A 20,292-nucleotide genomic window follows, 5' to 3' on the forward strand; every position below is an offset into this window, starting at 1 on the left:
TATCCCTTTAATACGAATTGCCGCGGCAGTGTCGGGGACGGCGCGGGGGGCGGCATTGATCGCCGTCAATCTGTGTGCCTGCGCACTCAGATCGCCGACGAGTGGCGCGCCGGCCCGCTGGCGTAGCGGTCGAAGACGCGGGCGATGTTGCGCACCAGCGGCCGGCCGCGCGGCGTCACGGTGAGGCCGTCGGCGTCGACGCGCAGCAGGCCGTCGCGCTCGAAGTCGAGCAGCTGCGGCAGACAGTCCGCGAAATAGGCCCACAGCTCGACGCCGTGGGCGCCGGAGATCGCCTCCGCGTCGACCACGCCGCCGCACATCACGCGATCGATCACGTCGCGGCGCAGGAGATCGTCGGCGTCGAGCCGCAGGCCGCGCTCGGTCGGCAGCACGCCGTCGTCGATGCAGGCGATGTAGCGGTCGAGCTGCTTGCTGTTCTGCGCGTAGCAGTCGCCGATGCGGCTGATCGCGCTCATGCCGAGGCCGATCAGGTCCTGGCCGGCCTGCGTCGAATAGCCCTGGAAATTGCGCTGCAGCGTGCCGTCGTCGAGGGCGCGCGCCAGCTCGTCGCCGGGCAGCGCGAAATGGTCCATGCCGATGCGCCGGTAGCCGGCCGCGCCGAACACCTCGACGGCGCGCCTGAACAGCGCCAGGCGCGCCGCCGCGTTCGGCAGCTGCTCCGGGCGGATCTGCCGCTGCGCGCCGAACTGCGCGGGCAGATGCGCGTAGGCGTAGACGGCGATGCGGTCCGGCTGCATCGCCGCCACTTCGGCGAGCGTGCGCGCGAAGGACTCCGGCGTCTGCAGCGGCAGACCGTAGATCAGATCGACCGAGACCGAGCGGAAGCCGGCCGCGCGCGCCGCGTCGATCGCCGCCGCGCTCAGCGCCGCCGGCTGTTCACGGTTGATCGCCGCCTGCACGCGCGCGTCGAGATCCTGCACGCCGAAGCTGATGCGGTTGAAGCCGAGCCGGGCGAGCACCTGCAGGCGTTCCGCGTCCACCGTGCGCGGATCGACCTCCACGGAAAACTCGCGCGCCTCGCCGGCATCGAAGCCGAACTGCCGGTCGAGCGCCGTCATCACCCGCGCCAGCTGCGTATCGTCGAACGAGGTCGGTGTGCCGCCGCCGAAGTGCAGCTGGCGCACGCCGCGCGGCAGGCCGTCCCACAAGGCGCCCCACAGCACGGCTTCGCGCAGCAGCCGCTCGGCGTAACGCTCGACGATCTCGCGCTGCCGCGTGATGACGCGCGTGCAGGCGCAGTAGAAGCAGGGATTCGCGCAGAACGGCACGTGCACATAGAGCGACGGCGGACGCGCCGCGGGATCCGCGCGCCGGCGGTCGAGCGCCTCGCGCAGGGCCGCCACGCCGAACGACGGCGTGAACTGCAGCGCGGTCGGATACGAGGTGTAGCGCGGCAGCGAGCCGCCGTAGCGATAGATCAGTTCCGCGTCGAGATCGGCATCGCGGCGGGAATCTGGAACGGGTTTCATGACGGCGTCCGGTGGGAAAACGCCGCGATTCTCGAAGCGTGTTCAAGCCGGCGCCTTGATCGCGATCAAGCACGGCGCGCGTACGCGGCAATGCCCGATATCGCACTGATGCGCGTCAATGCGGTGCATGGCGTCGACATGAAGACTGCGCCCACACTGCAAAGGAGCAAACCAGCATGAACAGAACACTGACCGCCGTCGCCGCCGCCTGCGCCGCGCTGCTCGCCTCCACCGTCGCCACCGCCGCCGAGACGCCGTGGGCGGTGCGCGTCGGCGGGCATTACGTCGATCCCAAGAGCGACAACAGCGACGTCGTCAGCGTCGACGGCGCCTTCAGCCTCACCGGCAGCGTCGACTACTTCGTGACGCCGCAGCTCGCCGTCGACCTGCTCGTCGCCGTGCCGTTCAAGCACGACATCAAGCTCAAGGACGGCGGCGACAAGGTCGCCAGCACGCGCCACCTGCCGCCGACGCTGTCGCTCGTCTGGTATCCGAACGTCAGCCAGACCGTGCATCCGTTCATCGGCGCCGGCCTCAACTACACGATGTTCTTCGACGAGAAAACGCGCGGCGCGCTGGAAGGCGCCAAGCTCGAGCTCGACGATTCCTTCGGCCTCGCCGGCGTGGTCGGCCTCGCCGTCGATGTCGCGCCGCGCTGGAGCGTGGTCGCCGACGTGCGCTACTTCGACATCGACACCAAGGCGAAGGTCAACGGCGAATCGATCGGCGACGTCGCGATCGATCCGCTCGGCTACGGCATCAGCGTCGGCTATCGCTTCTGAGGATCACGACGCAGGCGGCGTCCGCAACGCCGCCTGCGCCGCATGCCGTCGCGCGCCGCAGCGGCGACGCCACGGCGCGGAAGCCGACGTCGAGCCTCAGCCGCACTTCGAATAGCCGCAATCCAGGCAGGTCGGGCAGCCGTCCTTCATCGCCATCTCGCCGCGGCATTGCGGGCAGCGCTCGGCGAGGGTGAACGGCGTGTGCGGCGCGGCGTCGGGTGCCGCGGCGGCGCTCGGATTGTCGAGCGGCAGCGTGTCGCGGTAGCGGCGGGTTCTCGCGTACTGCGCGATCAGCTCGGCGAGCGGGCGCTCGTCGCCGCTTTCGTCGAGATAGCCGCGCTTGTAGAGTTCCTGCTCGATCGCCCAGGCGATGGCCGCGACTTCGGAATCGTGCACCATGCCCTTGCCGCTGCGGCTCTTGCCGTACCACACCGGGCCGCGGTCCCAGGACACCTTGCGCAGATCGGCGAGCGCCTTGACGAGGAAGCCGCCGCGCGCGGCGAGCGAGAGCGTGCGCATGGTCGCCGACACCCATTGATGCTCGGCGGCGGTCTGTCCGGCCGGCACGAAGAATTCCAGCGGCCGCTCGATGCAGACGCGCTCGCCGTTCTGGCGCCCGCAGACCACGCCGAAGCCGATGACGAAGTAGAGCGTCTTGCTGCCGCTCGACGAGGTCAGGTTGATCTTGGTCGTCACCGATTCCCAGCTGCCTTCCTCGCGCCGCTCGATGCGCAGCGTGCGCGGATCGACGTCGGCGGCGGCGTCGTTGGCCGGCGCCTTGTGCCGCACCGACCAGCCGACGATCTTCTGCGCGATTTGCACCGGGGCTTTTTCTTCGGCCATGGCTAGAGCTTCCCGTAGAACCCTTCCTTGAGGGCGTCGTAGAGATTGGCGGCGCTGTAGCGCCCGCCTTCGTATTCGACGAGCGCGTCGCCCGGCAGCTGCACGCGGCTGCCGTCGGCGAGCTGGAATTCGTAGGTCGTCGCCGCCAGGTCGGCCTCGCGCACCAGCACGCCCTGGTGCACCTCGGGATTGAAGCGGAAGGTAGTGCAGCCCTTCAGGCCCTGGGCGACGGCGTGCAGATAGAGATCCTTGAAGGCATCGAAGCCGATGTCCGAAGGCACGTTGATGGTCTTGGAGATCGACGAGTCGATCCAGGCCTGCGCCGCCGCCTGCACGGCGATGTGCGCTTGCGGCGCGATCTCTCCGGCCGCCGCAAACGCGCGCGGCAACCGTTCGGCATCGACATTCGCGTCGACCAGCGCGCGGTAGGCGAGCAGCTCATACGACTCCATGCGCACGGCGCGCTTGGCCTTCTCGCCGGGCACGATCATGTTGCGCACGTAGCTGTGCGCGAACGACGGTTCGATGCCGTTGCTGGCGTTGTTGCCGACCGACGCGGCCATGGTGCCGGTCGGCGCGATCGACGTGGCGTGCGTGTAGCGCGCGCCGACCTGCGCGAGATCGTCGATCAGCGCGGCGTCGAGCGTGGCGATCGCCTGCAGGTGCGGCGCGTAGCGCGCGTGCAGCAGGCGCGCCGGCAGCCGCTCGCCGGCCTTGTGGCCGTCGCGCGCCAGCGCCGGGTTCTGCGCGAGGTGGCGCGGCGTCAGTTCGATGTCTTCGCGCAGCGCCGGTGCCGGCCCCTTCTCGCGCGCGATCGCCAGCGCCGCGCGCCAGTTCTCCAGTGCCAGCGTCTGCGTGACCGCCGTGGTGAAGGCCAGCGACGGCGTGTCGCCGTAGACGTGGCCGAGCATGGTGAGCGACGAGCCGAGCCCGAAGTAGCCCATGCCGTGACGGCGCTTGCGGGCGATCTCGGCACGCTGCTCGGGCAGCGGCAGGCCGCTGATCTCGCAGACGTTGTCGAGCAGGCGCGCGAACACGCGCACCACCTTCGCGTAATGCTCGAAGTCGAAGTGCGCCTGTGCGGTGAACGGCTTGCGCACGAAGGCGGCGAGGTTGACGGACCCGAGCAGGCAGGCGCCGTGCGGCGGCAAGGGCTGTTCGCCACAAGGATTGGTCGCACGAATGTCCTCGCTGAACCACAGCGGGTTCATGCGATTGCAGGCGTCGATCAGGATGAAGCCGGGATCGGAGTACGCATACGTCGAGCGCATGATCAGATCCCACAGGGCGCGGGCGCGCAGCGTGCGGTACACGCGGCAGCAGGTTTCGCCGCGCTCGTTGACGGTGTGCAGCGCGTCGCGCGCCGGCCAGCGCCGCCAGATGGTCGGCACCGCGCCGATCTCGTGCCGGAACGCCGGGAACACCAGCGGCCAGTCGGTGTCGTCGAGCACCGCCTGCACGAAGGCGTCGGTGACCAGCACCGACAGATTGAAGGCGCGCAGGCGACCGGCCTCGCGCTTGGCGGTGACGAAGCTCTCGATATCCGGATGGCTGATTTCGAGACAGCCCATCTGCGCGCCGCGGCGGCCGCCGGCACTGGATACCGTGCGGCAGATCGCGTCGAACACGTCCATGAACGGCAGCGGGCCGGACGTCGTCGCGCCGGCGCCGGCGACGTGGGCGCCCTGCGGACGCAGGGTCGTGAAGTCGTAGCCGATGCCGCAGCCGGCCTTCAGCGTCAGCGCCGCCTCGCGTGCGGCCTCCATGATGCCGGCCATGGAATCGTCGAGCGTGCGCGACACCGTGCAGTTGATGGTCGAGACATTGGCCTTGAAGGATTCGGCGCCGGCGTTGGCCATGATGCGGCCGCCGGGAAAGGCGTAGTGCAGCGCGTGATAGAAGGCTTCCTCCCAGCGCTGCGGCTGCGCTTCGACGGCGGCCAGCGTGCGCGCGAGACGGCGGCGCAGGCCGTCGAGATCCTCGCCGGGCAGGAAATACTTGCTCTGCGCGATGGCCGCCGAGGCGTCCTGCAGCGGCAGCGGTGGCAGGGCTTGCGAGGCTTCGCGTGTCTTCACGTTGCGGGCCGGGCTGAAGGGGCGTCGCGGCATCGTGCGCCGCCCGGGCGGCGCCGTCCACCCGCCCAGATCAATGACAAGCGGCGCGATTTGCGATCGCGGCGCGGGGCTTCGGTTAGGCTGCGGTTCATCCTCCCCCCGCACGATGGCCGCATGCGTCCGTTTCGTCTCGCCGCGTCCCTTGCCTGCGCCGCGCTCGTCGTGGCCTGCAGCGCCGCGCAGTTCGCCTACAACCGGCTGGACTTCATCGCGCGCTGGGAACTCGGCAAGTACGTGGACATGGACAAGGCGCAGCGCGCGCGCTTCGACGCCGACTTCCGCACGTTCTGGGACTGGCACCGCCGCAGCGAGCTGCCGCGCTACGCCGCGGCGCTGCGGCGCATCGCCGCGCGCGTCGACACGCCGCCGGACGACGCCGAGCTCGAACGCTGGGCGGACGAATACGGCGCGCTGTGGACGCCTGCGCTCGAGCACCTGATGCCGGTGCTGTGCCCGCTGGGCGCGAGCCTGGGCGCGGCGCAGGTGAAATCGCTGCTCGAACAGGCCGACGACGATCTGCGCGACTACGCCGAGGAAGCGGTCGACGCGCCGGAAGACGCGTTGCGTGACAAGGCCGAGCGCTCGCTGCGCAAGAGCCTGGGGCACTGGCTCGGCGAGCTGAGGCCGGCGCAGAAACAGATGGTGCACGACTGGAACGCGACGCGGCCCTGGGTCGCCGGCCCGTGGCTGGCGTTCCGCCAGCGCTGGCGCGACGCCCTGGCGGCCACGCTCGCGCAGCGCGGCGCCGCGGATTTCTGCGCGCGGCTGACGCCGCTGGTCACCGCCGGCGACCGGCTGTGGACGGCCGAGCAGCGCCGCGCCTTCGCGGCCAACCGCGAGCGCTGGCTGCAGCTGTTCGCGCAGCTGGCGCCGACACTGGACGCCGCGCAGCGCGAGCACCTGCGGCAACGCCTGCTCGAACTGGCCGAGCAGCTCGAAGCCCTTTCGCGATCGCCGGGCGCCGCCGCGACCTGAACCTCCGGGGGCGTGTCGTCGGCCGGCCGACTTGCGCTCCGGCACGGCCGTCGGGGCGCGTTCCGTCGTCCGCGTCTGGGTGTTATTCCCCCATCGTTCCGCTAGACTTGGCGGCCGTTCGCGTGCTCGAACCTGCCACAAGATAGGTATGGACGCGGATTTGCCGATTCCGTTTTAGCGCTCTGGGAGCCATCAGATATGCCGGTCAAAATCGCCGTGCTGAAGGAGACTCGCGCCAACGAACGCCGCGTGGCGCTCGTTCCCGCCGTCGCCGACAAGCTCGTCAAGCTGGGTTGCGAGATTCACATGCAGTCGGAGGCGGGCGCCGCCAGCCGCATTCCGGACTCGGCGTTCAAGAACGTCACCTTCGCCGCCAACCCGCAGGGGCTGGTCAGCGACGCCGACATCGTCGTGGCGGTGCAGCCGCCGGACGCCTCGGTCGTCAACGCCATGAAGGACGGCAGCGTGCTGCTGTCGTTCGTCTACGCGCACAAGGAAGCCGATCTCACCCGGCTGCTGCGCGACAAGAAGATCACCACCCTGGCGATGGAGCTGGTGCCGCGCATCACGCGCGCGCAGGCCATGGACGCGCTGTCCTCGCAGGCGGCGCTGGCCGGCTACTACGGCGCGCTGCTCGGCGCGACCAACCTCGCGCGCATCCTGCCGATGATGACCACCGCGGTCGGCTCGATCCGTCCGGCCAAGGTGCTGGTCATGGGCCTCGGCGTCGCCGGCCTGCAGGCACTGGCCACCGCGCGCCGCCTCGGCGCGATGACGGAAGGCTACGACGTGCGTCCGGAAACCAAGGAACAGGCCGAATCGCTCGGTGCCAAGTTCGTCGACACCGGCGTCGATGCGCGCGGTGAAGGTGGTTACGCGCGCGAGCTGACGCCGGCGGAGAAGGACAAGGTCGCCGCGGTCATCACCAAGCACATCCAGCAGGCCGACGTGGTCATCACCACCGCGTCGATCCCGGGCCGTCCGTCGCCGAAGCTGGTCAGCAAGGCGCAGGTCGACGGCATGAAGAACGGCGCGGTCATCATCGACCTCGCCGCGGAAGGCGGCGGCAACTGCGAATACTCGCAACCGGGCCAGACCGTGCAGATCGGCCAGGTGACGATCGCCGCGCCGCTCAACGTGCCTTCGCTGCTCGCCGAGCATGCTTCGGAGCTGTACGCGAAGAACCAGTTCAACCTGATCGAGCTGTTCGTCAAGGACGGCAAGATCGCGTTCGACTGGAACGACGAAGTGCTCGCCAAGACGGCGCTGACGCACGGCGGCGAGATCAAGAACGAAGCCGCCAAGAAAGCCGTTGAAACGTGATTCGCGATGGGTGATTGGCAAAGCCGATCTGCGAATCACGAATCATCGATCACGAATCACGGAGTTGAACATGGAATACACGACCACCATCCTGACGGGCTTCGTGGCCCTCTACATCTTCATGCTCGCCGCCTTCACCGGCTTCGAGATCATCGGCCGCGTGCCGGCGATCCTGCACACGCCGCTGATGTCGGGCTCGAACTTCATCCACGGCATCGTCGTGGTCGGCGCGCTGTGGGCGCTGATCAATGCCTCGAGCACGACGCAGCAGGTGATCGGCTTCGTCGGCGTGCTGCTCGGCGCCGGCAATGCCGCCGGCGGCTACGTCGTCACCGAGCGCATGCTCGAAATGTTCAAGCCTTCCGACAAGAAGAAGGGCTAAGGGGACCGCCATGAATGCCGCATTGATCATCGACTCGGCGTACTTCGTCGCCGCGTTCCTTTTCATCTTTGGCCTCAAGCGCATGTCGAGCCCGGTCACGGCTTCGACCGGCATCCGCTGGGCCGGCCTCGGCATGGTCGTCGCCGTGCTCGCCAGCTTCCTCTACGTCGTCGACGTCGAGCCGGACGCCAGGCCGTTCCTCACCACCAACGTCATTCTTGCCGTGATCGCGCTCGTGCTCGGCCTCGGCTGGGCCTGGTGGAGCGGCAAGAAGGTGGCGATGACCGCGATGCCGCAGATGGTCGCGCTGTACAACGGCATGGGCGGCGGCGCCGCCGCGGCGATCGCCGCGATCGAGCTGTTCGGCGGCAAGGCGCACGTCGGCGTCGGCCTCGCGCTCGCCGTGCTCGGCGGCCTGATCGGCTCGATCTCGCTGTCCGGCTCGCTGATCGCCTGGGGCAAGCTCGATGGCCGCATCAACAAGACGCTGCGCCTCGCTGGCCTGCAGGCCATCAACGGCACGCTGCTGCTGGTCCTCGTCGGCATCGGCGCCTACGTCGTCTACGCGCACGGCCAGGTGCCGGTCGCGGTGCTCGCGGTGTTCTTCGCGCTGGCACTGTTCTACGGCGTGATGATGACCATGCCGATCGGCGGCGCCGACATGCCGGTCGTGATCTCGCTGTACAACGCCTTCACCGGCCTCGCCGTCGGCTTCGAAGGCTACGTGCTGAACAACCCGGCGCTGATGATCGCCGGCATGGTGGTCGGCTCGGCCGGCACGCTGCTGACGCTGCTGATGGCCAAGGCCATGAACCGCTCGGTGTCGAACGTGCTGTTCTCCAACTTCGGCGCCGCCGGCGACGAGCAGCAGGGCGAGATCAGCGGCAGCATGAAGCCGGTCGATGCGGGCGACGCCGGCATCAACATGCGCTACGCCTCGAAGGTCATCATCGCGCCGGGCTACGGCCTCGCGGTGGCGCAGGCGCAGCACAAGCTCTACGAGTTCGTGAAGCTGATCCAGGACGCCGGCGTCGAGGTGAAGTTCGCCATCCATCCGGTCGCCGGGCGCATGCCCGGTCACATGAACGTGCTGCTCGCCGAAGCCGGCGTGCCTTACGACATCATCTACGACATGGAAGACATCAACAACGAGTTCAAGGAAGCCGACGTCGCCATCGTCATCGGCGCCAACGACACCGTGAACCCGGCGGCGCGCACCAACAAGAGCTCGCCGATCTACGGCATGCCGATCCTCAACGTCGACCAGGCCAAGCAGGTCTACGTCGTCAAGCGCGGTCAGGGCAAGGGCTACTCGGGCGTCGAGAACGAGCTGTTCTTCCGCGACAACTGCAACATGGTCTACGGCGACGCGCAGAAGGTGATGGTCGCGATGATCCAGGCGGTGAAGTCGCTCGAAGGCGGCCACTGAGCGTTTGCTGCAGCTGAAGAAAAGGCCGCCCTCGGGCGGCCTTTTTGTTGATGCGGCGCGCGGCGCGCATCAGCCCGCGCGCGGATCGCCCGGCAGGTACGAACCCGTCAGCGCGCGCCAGGCGTCCGAGGTACGCGGGCCCGGCGCGCCGTCGACGCGCACGTAGATGCCGGGGTGCGTGTTGAGCCATTCCTGCAGGGCGACGGCGCGCGCGTACTCCACGGGGTTGCGCAGCTTGGTCGGCGAGTAGCGCACGAGCTGCGGCGTCGCCGGCGCCTCGTTCGGCCGCGGCGGGAAGACGACCTGCTGCAGCTCGGCGAGACGGCGCAACAGGGTCGCCGCACCGCACTGGTCGGACACCGCGCTCGCGCTCCACTTGCCGTCGGCGACGTACTTGCCGCGTTCGTACTGGTTCGAAAAGCTCCAGAGATACGGGCTCAGCACGTCGGGATGCTGCTTGCGATAGCCCCAGCCGTTGTAGCCCTCGAGGCGATACAGCGTCGCCGACAGGCTCCAGTCGTCGAGGCCGTTCATGCCTTCAAGCGTCAGGGCGTCGCGTGCGCTGTCTTCCCAGCTGAACGGCGGCGCGCCGCTGGCCGGCCGCCCGGCCGGCACGTGCACGGTGCGCGCGGTCAGCGGATCGCCGTTGTGCAGATGCGTGCGGAACGACAGGCTCGCTTCGAGATTGTGGATCGCGCCGACCACGTACCAGGGGATGCCGAGCGGCGCGCCGACGGCTTCGTAGCGCGGCCGGTTGTCGAGCACCTGGCCGGCGATGCGCTCGACCTGCGTGCGCCGCTCCGGGCGGATCTGGCAGGCGGCGAACAACTGCTCGTATTCATCGCGCAGCTTCGATGTGAGCTTCGGCATGGCGGTCCCCTCGTGCGACAGCGAAGCGATGACGGTACGCCGGTACGGCGCCGGCGCTCGTGAACCGCTTCACAGGCAGGCCCCCCCTGAACGCGGCGTGCGCCGGCCGATGCCGGGGCGCGGCGGCGAATCGCGCGGAGTGCGCCGGCATCGTCGTCGACCGCGGCGCTTGCGCTATGCTGCGGCGCCGACGGCCAGGCCGCCGCTTTCGTTTCATCGCACCGGATCATCCGCCCATGACTGCCCGCGCCCAGCCGACGCACGGCTTCCGCTACTACGACTTCCTGCTCGGCGGCACGGTCGCCGTGCTGCTGTGCTCGAACCTGATCGGCCCCGGCAAGATCTGCGAGATCCATCTGCCGCTGTTCGGCATGTTCTCCTTCTCGGCCGGCAATCTGTTCTTCCCGATCGGCTACATCTTCGGCGACGTGCTCACCGAGGTGTACGGCTACGCGCGTGCACGCCGCGCGATCTGGGCGGGCTTCGGGGCGATGCTGTTCGCCACCTTCATGACCTACGCCGTGCTCAACATGCCGGCCGCCAACGACGACTACAACCGCGCGCTGCAGCCGGCGCTGGAAACCGCGCTCGGCAACACCTGGCGCGTGGTCGTCGGCAGCATGGTCGCCTACTGGGTCGGCGACTTCCTCAACTCATACGTGATGGCGAAGATGAAGGTGTGGACGCAGGGCAAGCACCTGTGGACGCGCACCATCGGCTCGACGATCTGCGGCCAGTTCGCCGACTCCGCGCTGTTCTATCCGATCGCCTTCGCCGGTCTGTGGAGCTTCGACGCGATGATCGGCGTGATCCTCTTCAACTTCGTGTTCAAGGTCTGCGTCGAGGTCGTGATGACGCCGGTGACCTACAAGATCGTCGCCGCGCTGAAGCGCGCCGAAGGGGTCGACACCTACGACACCGACACGCGCTTCACGCCGTTCTCGCTGCGCGACGAAGGCGACGTGCGCACGCGCGCATGAGCGTGGCGGGCGAGCGGCCGCCCGCGGCGGCGCGCGCCGGACTGGGCGGTTATCTGCAGATCAGCACGCGCGCCCGGCACCTGCTGCGCAGCGTGCGCTTCGCGGCGCCGGCCCTGATCGCGGTGCAGAGCGGCCGCAAGCAGCTGCGCCGCGGCGACGCATGCACGGTATTCGAAGCCGGGCAATGGTTCGCGGTGCCGGCGGGCGAGCAGATCGACGTCGAGAACATTCCGCCGGGTGACGGCGCGCCCTACGAAGCGCTGTGCATCGAGTTCGACGCCCGGCTGCTGCGCGGCGAGCGCCGCGATGTGGAACCGTCGCCCTGGCTGCGGCTGCGGCCGGACGCGGCGCTGGTGCAGGCCGTGCTGCATCTGCGCGACGGCCTGGCGACCGCGCCGGCGCTGCCCGACAGCCTGCTGCGCCACCGCTTCGAGGAGGTGTGGCTGGCGCTCGCCGAGCAGGGCTTCATCGCCGGCCTGCGCGCCGAAGCGGGCATCGCCGAGCGCGTGCGCATGCTGATCGCGGCCGATCCGGCGCGCGCCTGGCGCAGCGCCGAGATCGCCGCGCGCCTCGCCATGAGCCCGGCGACGCTGCGCCGCCGTCTCGCCGACGAGCACAGCAGCCTGCGCGCGCTGCTCGACGATCTGCGCCTCGGCCAGGCGCTCGCGCAGCTGCAGAGCACGACGCGGCCGATCGAGCGCATCGCCTTCGACGCCGGCTATCGCTCCGCCTCGCGCTTTGCCGCCGCCTTTCGCCGTCGCTACGGCCTCGCGCCGTCGGCGGTCCGTGTGCCGCAGCGCGCACGCTGAGCGTATCGGCGCCGCGCTTGCGCGTTTCGGCGCACCGGCGCCGGACGCGCCGCGCCACACTGGCGGCCGTTTCCGGAGAAGGAGCCTGCCAATGTCGAAGCACCCCCTGTCCGCCATCGCGATCGCGCTGAGCGCGGTCACCGCCGTGTGCACGGCCGCGCCGGCCGCAAGGCCGTTTCGCCTGACGAGTCCGGACATCGCCGAACAGCGGACGCTGGCCGACGCGCAGGTGCTCGAAGGCTTCGGCTGCCACGGCGGCAATCGCTCGCCGGCGCTGACCTGGAGCGCCGGCCCGGTCGGCACCAAGAGTTACGCGCTGACCGTCTACGATCCCGACGCGCCGACCGGCAGCGGCTGGTGGCACTGGGTCGTCGTCAACCTGCCGGCGGACACCGTGCAACTGCCCGCCGCGGCCGGCGGCGCCGACGGCGCGATGCTGCCCGCCGGTGCCCGCCAGCTGTCGACCGACTTCGGCGCGCCGGGTTACGGCGGCGCCTGTCCGCCGCCGGGCGACAAGCCGCATCGCTACGTGTTCACGGTCTATGCGCTCGACAGCGTGCTGGAGCTGCCGGCGAACGCGACGCCGGCGCTGGCCGGCTTCATGATCCACGCGCACACCCTGGCTTCGGCGCGCATCACCGCGCGCTACGGGCGCTGAGCGCCGGGCTCAGCCGGCGTCCCGCGAGGGACGCCGGCTGCGCTGCAGCAGCCAGCCGGCGATGATGAACAGGGCGGCGGCGCTGGCGGCGAGCGAGGCATGGATGCCGACGCGCGCGCCGGCGAGGCCGATGGTCACGCCGCTGAAGGTGCGCATGCCCATCGCGAACATGTTGTAGACGCCGATCGCGCGGCCGCGCATCGCGGCCGGCGCGTGCAGCTGCACCAGGGTCTGCGCCATCGAGTTGAACGACAGCTCGACGAAGCCGGCGACGAACAAGAGCGGCAGCGCCAGCGCGTAGTACGGATTCAGCGCGAAGCTGCCGAGCGCCGCGCACCAGATCATGGCGAGGATGCAGGCGCTGCGCGGATGCGGCGGCAGCAGGCCGCGGCTTTCCAGCACGAAGCCGGCGATCAGCGCGCCGGCCGCATCGGCGCCGAGCAGCGCGCCGTACGAAGAATCGACGTGCGCGAGCCCGAAATCGTGGGCGAAGCCCGGCATCTGCGCCTGGTAGGCGTTGCCGATGCACAGCGAGGCGCCGCCGGCCAGCACCGTCATCATGAGGATCACGCGATGCTGCGCGATCTCGCGGATCGCCCGGCCGATGTCGCCGAGGCTGCGCACCGCGCGCCGCGCGACGCCGGTGCCGGCGGCGCGGAAGCGCGGCCCGTACGGCGCGGTCGCCAGCCAGACGATGAAGGGCAGATAGAGCGCGGCATTGATCAGGATGCCGAGTCTCGGGCCGAAGACCAGCAGCAGGCCGCTGCCGACCGCCGGCCCGAACAGCAGGCCGAGCTGGCGCGAGGTCGCGTTGAGCCGCACCGCGCTCTGCAGATGCTCGCGGCCGACGATGTCGTGCAGCAGCACCTGCGACGGCGGCCCCCACAGCACGCCGGCGCAGCCGTGCACCACCAGCAGCAGCGCGGCGTGCCAGACCTGCAGCGTGTCGGTGATGAACAGCAGGCCCCAGGCCAGCGACACGCCGCAGAACAGCACCATGCCGAGCTGGATCATGCGCCGCGGATCGAAGCGGTCGGCGAGCGCGCCGGACAGCACCGAGAACAGCAGGTACGGCAGCCAGTGCGAGACGACCGCGAAGCCGCCGAGCGCCGGCGAATGGAATTTCTGGAAGAGGACCCAGTAGCTGATCACGTGCTCGATGCTGTCGGCCATCATGACGATCGCCGACAGCGCGAAATAGACGCGGTAGCCGGGGTGGCGCAGGGCGGCGAACGATACGTGCGCGCCGGCGCTGGGAGACGGGGCGGACAAGAGGGCGGCTCGGGCGGGGGAAAGCGCGGCATTCTAGAGCCTGTGGGTGCCCGCCACAGCTGGGCGATGCGCGGCAAGCGGCCGGGTGGCCGCGCCGGGCAAGCGCCAGCGCGCCGCTCGCGCGGCCGATAAGATGCCGCGCCGGAGCGTGCCGCGACGCCGCGTGCAGGACACGCCTGAGAAATCCTTATGCACAAGCGGCGCTCAGCAAAAAATGGCGACACAATCAAGCCACGCTTCATTAACATTCTATTCATGTCGTCACAATGAATTGATCGGGAAAGGAATATTTTCCTGCTCCCACGTCTTTGCGCGGCCTGGCGGAGACGGCGAAGCGCTCGGCCAAGCGCCAAAGCGGTGCGCCATTCACATGCTTATCCACAACTCATGCGCCAGCTGCTGACCAGCGTCGCGGTGCCGGTGCCGCTCTACCGGCACTTCGACTATCGCGTCGTCGCCGGACAGGCCGCGCAGCTGCGGCCGGGCCTGCGCGTGCGCGTGCCGTTCGGCCGCCGCCAGCTGACCGGCGTCGTCGTGCGCGCGCCGTTCGAGGCGCCCGACGACGGCCAGGACTACCGCCCGCTCGGCGCCGTGCTCGACGAGGCGCCGCTGCTCGATCCGGACCTGCTGGGGCTCTGCGAATGGGCCGCCGAGTACTACCGGCATCCGCTCGGCGAGGTGATCGCCGCCGCGCTGCCCGGCAGCCTCAAGCACGAGGGCCGCGCCGAGCTGCACCTGCCGCAGCAGTGGCAGCTGACGGCGGCCGGCCGCGAGGCGCTCGCCGCGCTGCCGGAGCGCCATCGCGCCCAGCGCGCCGCGCTGGAAGCGCTGCGCTCGCGGGCGCTGCCGTCCGCCGACTGGAGCGCCGCCGCGGCCATGCGCGCGCGCCTCGGTGCACGCGGCTGGGTCGAATGCCGCGCCGTCGATACGCAAGCGGCGCCTTGCGCCGCGGCGCCGACGCTCACCGCCGCGCAGGCGCGGGCGCTCGCCGAACTGGAGTGCGGCGGCGAGGCCGGCTTCCGCGTCAGCCTGCTCGAAGGCGTGACCGGCAGCGGCAAGACCGAGCTCTATCTGCGCCGCATCGAGGCGATGCTCGCGCAAGGCCGGCAGGCGCTGGTGCTGGTGCCCGAGATCAGCCTGACGCCGCAGCTGACCGAGCGCCTGCGCGAACGGCTCGGGCCGCGTGTGCTGAGCTTCCATTCCGGCATGAGCGAGGGCGAGCGCGAGCAGGCCTGGCTGGCCGCGCGCGCCGGTGTCGCGCCGGTCATCGTCGGCACGCGCTCGGCGGTGTTCGTGCCGTTCGCGCGCCTCGGCCTCATCATCGTCGACGAGGAGCACGATCCCTCGTACAAGCAGCAGGACGGCTTCCGCTATTCGGCGCGCGATCTGGCCATCGTGCGCGCGCGGCGCCTGCAGGCGGAAGTCATCCTCGGCAGCGCGACGCCCTCGCTCGAATCGCTGCACAACGCGCGCAGCGGCCGCTACCGCGCGGTGCGCCTGCGCGAGCGCGTGCACGCGCAGCCGCCGCCGCGGATCGGCCTGCTCGACGTGCGCGGCCAGGCGCTGGCGCACGGCCTGTCGCCGGCCCTGCTCGGCGCGCTGGACGCCTGCCTCGAACGCGGCGAGCAGGCGCTGCTCTTCATCAATCGTCGCGGCTACGCGCCGATGCTGCTGTGCCATGCCTGCGGCTGGCGCGCCGCCTGCACCGCCTGCGATGCGCGCCTGACGCTGCATCGCGGTCGCGGCCGCCTGATCTGCCATCACTGCGGGGCGCAGCAGAGCGTGCCGAAGGTCTGCCCGTCCTGCGGCCAGAGCGAACTGATGCCGCTCGGCCAGGGCACCGAGCGCATCGAGCAGGCGCTCGCCAACCGTTATCCGCGCAAGCGCATCGAACGGCTCGACTCCGACCGCCTCGGCAAGCGCCATGAACTGGAGCGCCTGCTCGCCGACGTGCGCGCGCAGACGATCGACGTGCTGGTCGGCACGCAAATCCTCGCCAAGGGTCACGATTTCCCGAATCTGTCGCTGGTCGGCATCGTTTCCGCCGACCAGGCGCTGTACGGGGCCGACTTCCGCGCGATCGAACGCATGGGCCAGCTGGTCACGCAGGTCGCCGGCCGCGCCGGCCGCGCGGGTCAGGCCGGCGAGGTCTGGCTGCAGACGCACGAGCCGCAGCACCCCTTGCTGCGCACGCTGGTCGAGCGCGGCTACGATGCGCTCGCCGACGCGTTGCTCGAGGAGCGCGCGATGGCCAGGCTGCCGCCGTATGCGCACCTCGCGCTGCTGCGCGCCGAGTCCGAAGACGCCGCGCTGCCGCTGCGCTTCCTGCGCGGCGCGCGGGCACTGTACGCGCCGTTCACCGACGTGCAGGCGATGGAGCCGATCCCCTCCGGCATGGAGCGCCGTGCCGGCTACACCCGCGCACAGCTGCTGCTGCAGGCCGACAGCCGCGCCGCGCTGCAGCGCGCGCTCGCCGCCACCGTGCCGCGCCTCGGCGAACTGCCCGAATCCCGCCGCGTGCGCTGGTCGGTCGACGTCGATCCGGCGGATCTGTTTTGAGGCGAGCCGCAAGAACCAAAGGCTAACGGGCCTCCGCAGAACTCGGCAATATGCCGATATCTCAGGGGAGATGGCATGGCGAGAATGTGGATGGTTCGCGGCGATGGCGGAAGCCTGTACGACGCTTTCCGGGAGAATGAGGTCATTGCGATTGGCTGGGATCAACTGGCCGAACACGCCAAGCCTGGCGTTTCTCGCGAAGGCTTGATTGCCTTGTACGAAAAGGCTCAGCCGCAAATGAAGCGTGGCGCCGTGGTTTCGGGAGCATCGCAGGTATGGCGCTTCGTCAACGAGATTCAGAATGGCGACTGGATCATCACGTATTCGCCATTCAACCGCATGTACCGGCTCGGAACCGTTGCCGGCCCAGCGGAGCACCATCCCGAATGGGGCGAGCAAGACATGCCTCTGGCGCGCAAGGTGCAATGGTATGTATCCGAGCTCGCTCGCGATAGCCTCAGCACGGGCACTAAGAATATTTTGGGATCGACCCTGACCGTGTTCGAGGTTTCGCCGAGTGCCATGGCCGAAATCCTGGCCATACACAAAGGCCGCCCGGCGCCTGCGAAAGATGAAAGTGACGAAGTCGTCGCCGACCCATTGGCCAGCATAGATTTACAAGCGATCGAGAGGATCAAGGACCGCGTTAATGAACTGGACTGGAACGAAATGCAGCAACTAGTCGCGGGCATCTTGCGCGCGATGGGCTACAAAACTCAGGTCTCACCGCCCGGGTCAGATCGCGGCAAGGATATTGTTGCTTCCCCCGACGGTTTTGGTTTCGAGCATCCCCGCATCGTCGTCGAGGTTAAGCATCGCCAGGAATCGATGGGCAGCCAGCAAATTCGCAGTTTTCTCGGCGGAAGGCATAAGGACGATCGCGGGCTCTATGTCAGCACAGGAGGCTTCAGCAAGGACGCCCAATACGAGGCTGATCGCGCGTCTATCCCAGTTACCCTGTGGACACTTGACAATGTGGTTCGCGCACTCATCGAGCACTACGATTCGACCGATGCCGAAACCAAACGCATTGTCCCGTTGAAGCGAATCTACTGGCCGGCATAGCAGCCAAGCAGCTGCTTTCTATGCCCGTGCTTCTCAGCCTCTAACCGCCGACCGCGTGCCGGAAGACCAGGGTCGTCACGCCGAGCGTGATGAACAGGCCGGCGGCGACGATGCGGATCGCCTTCAGCGGCAGTTTCGCGGCGAGCGCGCTGCCGATGAAGATCACCGGCACGTCGGCGAGCATCATGCCGGTCGTGGTGCCGGCGACGACGGCGAGCAGCGAATCGAAGCGCGCGGCGAGCAGGGTGGTGGCGATCTGCGTCTTGTCGCCGATCTCGGCGAGGAAGAAGGCCAGCGCCGTCACCAGGAAGGCGCTGCCGTCGCCGGCCGGCTTCGCCTCGTCCTCGTCGATCTTGTCCGGCACCAGCGCCCACAGGCCGACGGCGATGAACAGCCCGCCGACGATCCACGGCAGCCATCCGGACGGCAGCACCGTGCGCACCCAGCCGCCGATCAGGCCGGCGAGCGCGTGATTGAGCAGGGTCGCGACGAGGATGCCGGCGATCACCGGCAGCGGCCTGCGGAAGCGCGTGGCGAGCAGCAGCGCGAGCAGCATGGTTTTGTCGCCGATTTCGCCGAGCAGCACGACACCGGTCGAGACGAGAAAAGCTTCCATGGTCTGATGTCTTGTTCGGAAACTGCGTGAGCCGGGCGTTGCGCAAGACCGGACGCGCGAAGCCGACCGGCGACCGCCTCGCAAGTCCTGGTCTCGCCACACCGCGGGTCCGAAGACCTCGCTGCTGGCCGCGCCATGCCGCTCGAAGGGCCGGCAAGTATGTTGACGCGGCTTTCCGCCTTGCGCGGAACGGCTACTCCCCAAAAACGACGCGCAGCCTACCCGATTGCGCCGGCCGGCAAAAGACGGCGGAGAGGCCCCCCGGCTACAATCCGCGCCCAAAAACTTTTGCCCGCCGGCTTCTTCGATGAAAACGCAGCTGCAGGAATTGCTTGCCCACGCCCTCGACCAGATCCTTGCTGGATCGGACGCGGCGCGACCGGCGATCAACCTCGACGCGACGAAGGACGCGAAGTTCGGCGACTTCCAGACCAATCTGGCGCTGCAGCTGGCCAAGCCGCTCGGCAAGCCGCCGCGCGCCGTCGCCGAGGCATTGGTCGCGGCGCTGCCGGCCTCGGCGAGCGTCACCAAGGTCGAGATCGCCGGGCCGGGTTTCATCAATTTCTTCCTGAACCGCACGGCATTCCAGAACGTCATCGCCGACGTGCTCGCGCAGGGCGCGCAGTACGGCCGCGACGATTCCGGCACCAAGGGCCGCATCATGGTCGAGTTCGTCTCGGCCAATCCGACCGGGCCTATGCACGTCGGCCACGGCCGCAACGCCGCCTACGGCGATTCGATCGCCAAGCTGCTCGCGGCGACTGGCTGGACGGTGTGGCGCGAGTACTACATCAACGACGCCGGCCGCCAGGTCGACATCCTCGCGATCTCGGTGTGGCTGCGCTATCTGGAACTGTGCGGCGAGACGCTGCCGTTCCCCAAGCGCGGCTATCCGGCCGACTACATCCGGCGCACCGCGGCGGCGCTGCGCGCGACGGTCGGCGACACGCTCAAGCGCAGCGCCGCCGCGGTGCTCGACGGCGTCTACGCCGAGCCGCAGGTTCCGGACGGCGCCAGCGATGCCGACAAGGACCGCATCAAGCTGCAGCAGGAAGCCTATGCCGACGTGCTGATCACGCGCGCGCGCGCGCTGCTCGGCGACGCCGGCTGGGAAACCGTCAAGCAGACCGCGCTCGCCGAACAGCTCGGCGTCATCAAAAAGACGCTCGCCGATTTCAACGTCGGCTTCGACCAGTGGTCGTCGGAAGCGGCGCTGGTGAAATCCGGCTTCGTGCAGAAGGCGCTCAAGCGGCTTGCCGACAAGGGCCTGACTTACGAGAAGGACGGCGCGCTGTGGATGCGCACCGAGGCCTTCGGCGACGAGAAGGACCGCGTGCTGATCAAGGCCGACGGCGCCGCCACGTATTTCTGCAACGACCTCGCCTACCACGTCGACAAGCTCGATCGCGGCTGGCCGATCCTGATGGACGTGTGGGGCGCCGACCACCACGGCTACATCGCCCGCGTGCGCGCGGCGATCGAGGCGCTGACGGAACGCAAGGACGCGCTGAACGTGCAGCTGATCCAGTTCGTCACGCTGTCGAGCGGCCGCATGGGCAAGCGCAGCGGCAACTTCGTGACGCTGCAGGATCTGATCGACGAGGCCGGCACGGACGCGACGCGTTTCTTCTACCTGACGCGCTCGCACGACCAGCATCTGGAATTCGACATCGACCTCGCGCGCTCGCAGTCGAACGACAATCCGGTCTACTACGTGCAGTACGCGCACGCGCGCATCTGCCGCGTATTCGAGCAGCTCGCCGAGAAGGGCGGCCGCTGGAAGGCGGAGGACGCCGCGTCGACGCTGCACCGCCTCGACACCGAGCACGAGAAGGCGCTCCTGACGCTGCTCACGCGCTATCCGGAAGTGCTGCGCAAGGCGGCGGCGGCGTACACGCCGCATACCGTGGTGTTCTATCTCAAGGATCTCGCCGAAGCGCTGCACAGCTACTACAACGTGCATCGTTTCCTGGTCGACGACGACACCGAGCTGCAGAACGCGCGCCTCGCGCTGATCGCCGCGACGCGGCAGGTGCTGAAGAACGGCCTGACCATTCTCGGCGTCAGCGCGCCCGAGAAGATGTAGCCGCGTTTGGAGCCGCACCGGCGGCGTGACAGACTTGCC

At 69.1% G+C, this 20,292-nt stretch carries 17 protein-coding genes; 11 read left to right on the plus strand and 6 right to left on the minus strand.

The window, feature by feature from the left end:
- Nucleotides 1-86: 86 nt before the first annotated feature.
- Nucleotides 87-1,490 (minus strand): oxygen-independent coproporphyrinogen III oxidase, encoded by a 1,404-nt coding sequence (hemN, locus tag K344_RS0114225; RefSeq protein WP_051362244.1) that lies wholly within the window; start codon nucleotides 1,488-1,490, stop codon nucleotides 87-89.
- 176 nt (nucleotides 1,491-1,666) lie between these two features.
- Here hemN and K344_RS0114230 point away from each other — a divergent pair, with 176 nt between their 5' ends.
- On the plus strand, nucleotides 1,667-2,272 hold the full coding sequence (locus K344_RS0114230) for an OmpW/AlkL family protein (protein ID WP_028081225.1): 606 nt from the start codon (nucleotides 1,667-1,669) through the stop codon (nucleotides 2,270-2,272).
- A 96-nt stretch (nucleotides 2,273-2,368) separates the two neighbouring features.
- Here K344_RS0114230 and K344_RS0114235 read toward each other — a convergent pair whose 3' ends face one another.
- Complete coding sequence (locus tag K344_RS0114235) at nucleotides 2,369-3,115, minus strand: hypothetical protein (RefSeq protein ID WP_028081226.1); 747 nt, start codon at nucleotides 3,113-3,115, stop codon at nucleotides 2,369-2,371.
- 2 nt (nucleotides 3,116-3,117) lie between these two features.
- Nucleotides 3,118-5,223: an adenosylcobalamin-dependent ribonucleoside-diphosphate reductase gene (locus K344_RS0114240; protein ID WP_051362245.1), complete on the minus strand. Its 2,106-nt coding sequence runs from the start codon at nucleotides 5,221-5,223 to the stop codon at nucleotides 3,118-3,120.
- A 120-nt stretch (nucleotides 5,224-5,343) separates the two neighbouring features.
- Between K344_RS0114240 and K344_RS0114245 the strand changes: the two genes are divergently transcribed.
- The 4 genes from K344_RS0114245 (at nucleotide 5,344) to K344_RS0114260 (ending at nucleotide 9,338) form a co-directional block, all read left to right on the plus strand.
- On the plus strand, nucleotides 5,344-6,204 hold the full coding sequence (locus K344_RS0114245) for a DUF6279 family lipoprotein (RefSeq protein WP_028081228.1): 861 nt from the start codon (nucleotides 5,344-5,346) through the stop codon (nucleotides 6,202-6,204).
- A gap of 198 nt (nucleotides 6,205-6,402) precedes the next feature.
- On the plus strand, nucleotides 6,403-7,527 hold the full coding sequence (locus tag K344_RS0114250) for an NAD(P) transhydrogenase subunit alpha (protein WP_028081229.1): 1,125 nt from the start codon (nucleotides 6,403-6,405) through the stop codon (nucleotides 7,525-7,527).
- 70 nt (nucleotides 7,528-7,597) lie between these two features.
- Nucleotides 7,598-7,909, plus strand: coding sequence for an NAD(P) transhydrogenase subunit alpha part 2 (locus tag K344_RS0114255; protein WP_043114505.1), 312 nt, complete (start codon nucleotides 7,598-7,600; stop codon nucleotides 7,907-7,909).
- Between the two features lie 10 nt (nucleotides 7,910-7,919).
- Entirely contained in the window at nucleotides 7,920-9,338 is a 1,419-nt protein-coding gene (locus K344_RS0114260; protein ID WP_028081231.1) for an NAD(P)(+) transhydrogenase (Re/Si-specific) subunit beta, read from the plus strand.
- A gap of 69 nt (nucleotides 9,339-9,407) precedes the next feature.
- Here K344_RS0114260 and K344_RS0114265 read toward each other — a convergent pair whose 3' ends face one another.
- Nucleotides 9,408-10,208, minus strand: coding sequence for a hypothetical protein (locus tag K344_RS0114265; protein WP_028081232.1), 801 nt, complete (start codon nucleotides 10,206-10,208; stop codon nucleotides 9,408-9,410).
- 236 nt (nucleotides 10,209-10,444) lie between these two features.
- Between K344_RS0114265 and K344_RS0114270 the strand changes: the two genes are divergently transcribed.
- The 3 genes from K344_RS0114270 to K344_RS0114280 all read left to right on the plus strand — a co-directional run bounded on the left by K344_RS0114270 (nucleotide 10,445) and on the right by K344_RS0114280 (nucleotide 12,655).
- A complete protein-coding gene (locus tag K344_RS0114270; RefSeq protein ID WP_028081233.1) occupies nucleotides 10,445-11,188 on the plus strand; it encodes a queuosine precursor transporter in 744 nt (247 codons plus the stop codon).
- Complete coding sequence (locus K344_RS0114275) at nucleotides 11,185-11,997, plus strand: helix-turn-helix transcriptional regulator (RefSeq protein WP_051362246.1); 813 nt, start codon at nucleotides 11,185-11,187, stop codon at nucleotides 11,995-11,997. The genes K344_RS0114270 and K344_RS0114275 overlap by 4 nt, the downstream gene beginning before the upstream one ends.
- A 91-nt stretch (nucleotides 11,998-12,088) precedes the next feature.
- Nucleotides 12,089-12,655: a YbhB/YbcL family Raf kinase inhibitor-like protein gene (locus tag K344_RS0114280; RefSeq protein WP_028081235.1), complete on the plus strand. Its 567-nt coding sequence runs from the start codon at nucleotides 12,089-12,091 to the stop codon at nucleotides 12,653-12,655.
- A 9-nt stretch (nucleotides 12,656-12,664) separates the two neighbouring features.
- Here K344_RS0114280 and K344_RS0114285 read toward each other — a convergent pair whose 3' ends face one another.
- Nucleotides 12,665-13,927 carry an MFS transporter gene (locus tag K344_RS0114285; protein ID WP_028081236.1) on the minus strand — a complete coding sequence of 421 codons (1,263 nt, stop codon included), beginning with the start codon at nucleotides 13,925-13,927 and terminating at the stop codon, nucleotides 12,665-12,667.
- Nucleotides 13,928-14,314: 387 nt separating this feature from the next.
- Between K344_RS0114285 and K344_RS0114290 the strand changes: the two genes are divergently transcribed.
- Nucleotides 14,315-16,486, plus strand: coding sequence for a primosomal protein N' (locus K344_RS0114290; protein WP_028081237.1), 2,172 nt, complete (start codon nucleotides 14,315-14,317; stop codon nucleotides 16,484-16,486).
- Between the two features lie 75 nt (nucleotides 16,487-16,561).
- Nucleotides 16,562-17,551 carry a restriction endonuclease gene (locus K344_RS0114295; protein WP_028081238.1) on the plus strand — a complete coding sequence of 330 codons (990 nt, stop codon included), beginning with the start codon at nucleotides 16,562-16,564 and terminating at the stop codon, nucleotides 17,549-17,551.
- Nucleotides 17,552-17,591: 40 nt separating this feature from the next.
- Here K344_RS0114295 and K344_RS0114300 read toward each other — a convergent pair whose 3' ends face one another.
- Entirely contained in the window at nucleotides 17,592-18,167 is a 576-nt protein-coding gene (locus K344_RS0114300; protein WP_028081239.1) for a TMEM165/GDT1 family protein, read from the minus strand.
- A 307-nt stretch (nucleotides 18,168-18,474) separates the two neighbouring features.
- On the opposite strand from K344_RS0114300, the gene K344_RS0114305 reads away from it, so the two are divergent.
- Complete coding sequence (locus tag K344_RS0114305; RefSeq protein ID WP_028081240.1) at nucleotides 18,475-20,253, plus strand: arginine--tRNA ligase; 1,779 nt, start codon at nucleotides 18,475-18,477, stop codon at nucleotides 20,251-20,253.
- Nucleotides 20,254-20,292: the final 39 nt, after the last annotated feature.

It is taken from the genome of Solimonas soli DSM 21787, assembly GCF_000474945.1.
Taxonomy (GTDB): Bacteria; Pseudomonadota; Gammaproteobacteria; order Nevskiales; family Nevskiaceae; genus Solimonas; species Solimonas soli.

Bases quoted from the DNA above. Each gene is read 5' to 3' on its own strand.
- K344_RS0114235 (WP_028081226.1), bottom strand. From the start codon at position 3,115: ATGGCCGAAGAAAAAGCCCCGGTGCAAATCGCGCAGAAGATCGTCGGC.
- K344_RS0114295 (WP_028081238.1), top strand. From the start codon at position 16,562: ATGGCGAGAATGTGGATGGTTCGCGGCGATGGCGGAAGCCTGTACGAC.
- K344_RS0114230 (WP_028081225.1), top strand. From the start codon at position 1,667: ATGAACAGAACACTGACCGCCGTCGCCGCCGCCTGCGCCGCGCTGCTC.
- K344_RS0114300 (WP_028081239.1), bottom strand. From the start codon at position 18,167: ATGGAAGCTTTTCTCGTCTCGACCGGTGTCGTGCTGCTCGGCGAAATC.
- K344_RS0114290 (WP_028081237.1), top strand. From the start codon at position 14,315: ATGCGCCAGCTGCTGACCAGCGTCGCGGTGCCGGTGCCGCTCTACCGG.
- K344_RS0114280 (WP_028081235.1), top strand. From the start codon at position 12,089: ATGTCGAAGCACCCCCTGTCCGCCATCGCGATCGCGCTGAGCGCGGTC.
- K344_RS0114270 (WP_028081233.1), top strand. From the start codon at position 10,445: ATGACTGCCCGCGCCCAGCCGACGCACGGCTTCCGCTACTACGACTTC.
- K344_RS0114255 (WP_043114505.1), top strand. From the start codon at position 7,598: ATGGAATACACGACCACCATCCTGACGGGCTTCGTGGCCCTCTACATC.
- K344_RS0114260 (WP_028081231.1), top strand. From the start codon at position 7,920: ATGAATGCCGCATTGATCATCGACTCGGCGTACTTCGTCGCCGCGTTC.
- K344_RS0114265 (WP_028081232.1), bottom strand. From the start codon at position 10,208: ATGCCGAAGCTCACATCGAAGCTGCGCGATGAATACGAGCAGTTGTTC.
- K344_RS0114275 (WP_051362246.1), top strand. From the start codon at position 11,185: ATGAGCGTGGCGGGCGAGCGGCCGCCCGCGGCGGCGCGCGCCGGACTG.
- K344_RS0114245 (WP_028081228.1), top strand. From the start codon at position 5,344: ATGCGTCCGTTTCGTCTCGCCGCGTCCCTTGCCTGCGCCGCGCTCGTC.
- K344_RS0114250 (WP_028081229.1), top strand. From the start codon at position 6,403: ATGCCGGTCAAAATCGCCGTGCTGAAGGAGACTCGCGCCAACGAACGC.
- K344_RS0114240 (WP_051362245.1), bottom strand. From the start codon at position 5,223: ATGCCGCGACGCCCCTTCAGCCCGGCCCGCAACGTGAAGACACGCGAA.
- hemN (WP_051362244.1), bottom strand. From the start codon at position 1,490: ATGAAACCCGTTCCAGATTCCCGCCGCGATGCCGATCTCGACGCGGAA.
- K344_RS0114305 (WP_028081240.1), top strand. From the start codon at position 18,475: ATGAAAACGCAGCTGCAGGAATTGCTTGCCCACGCCCTCGACCAGATC.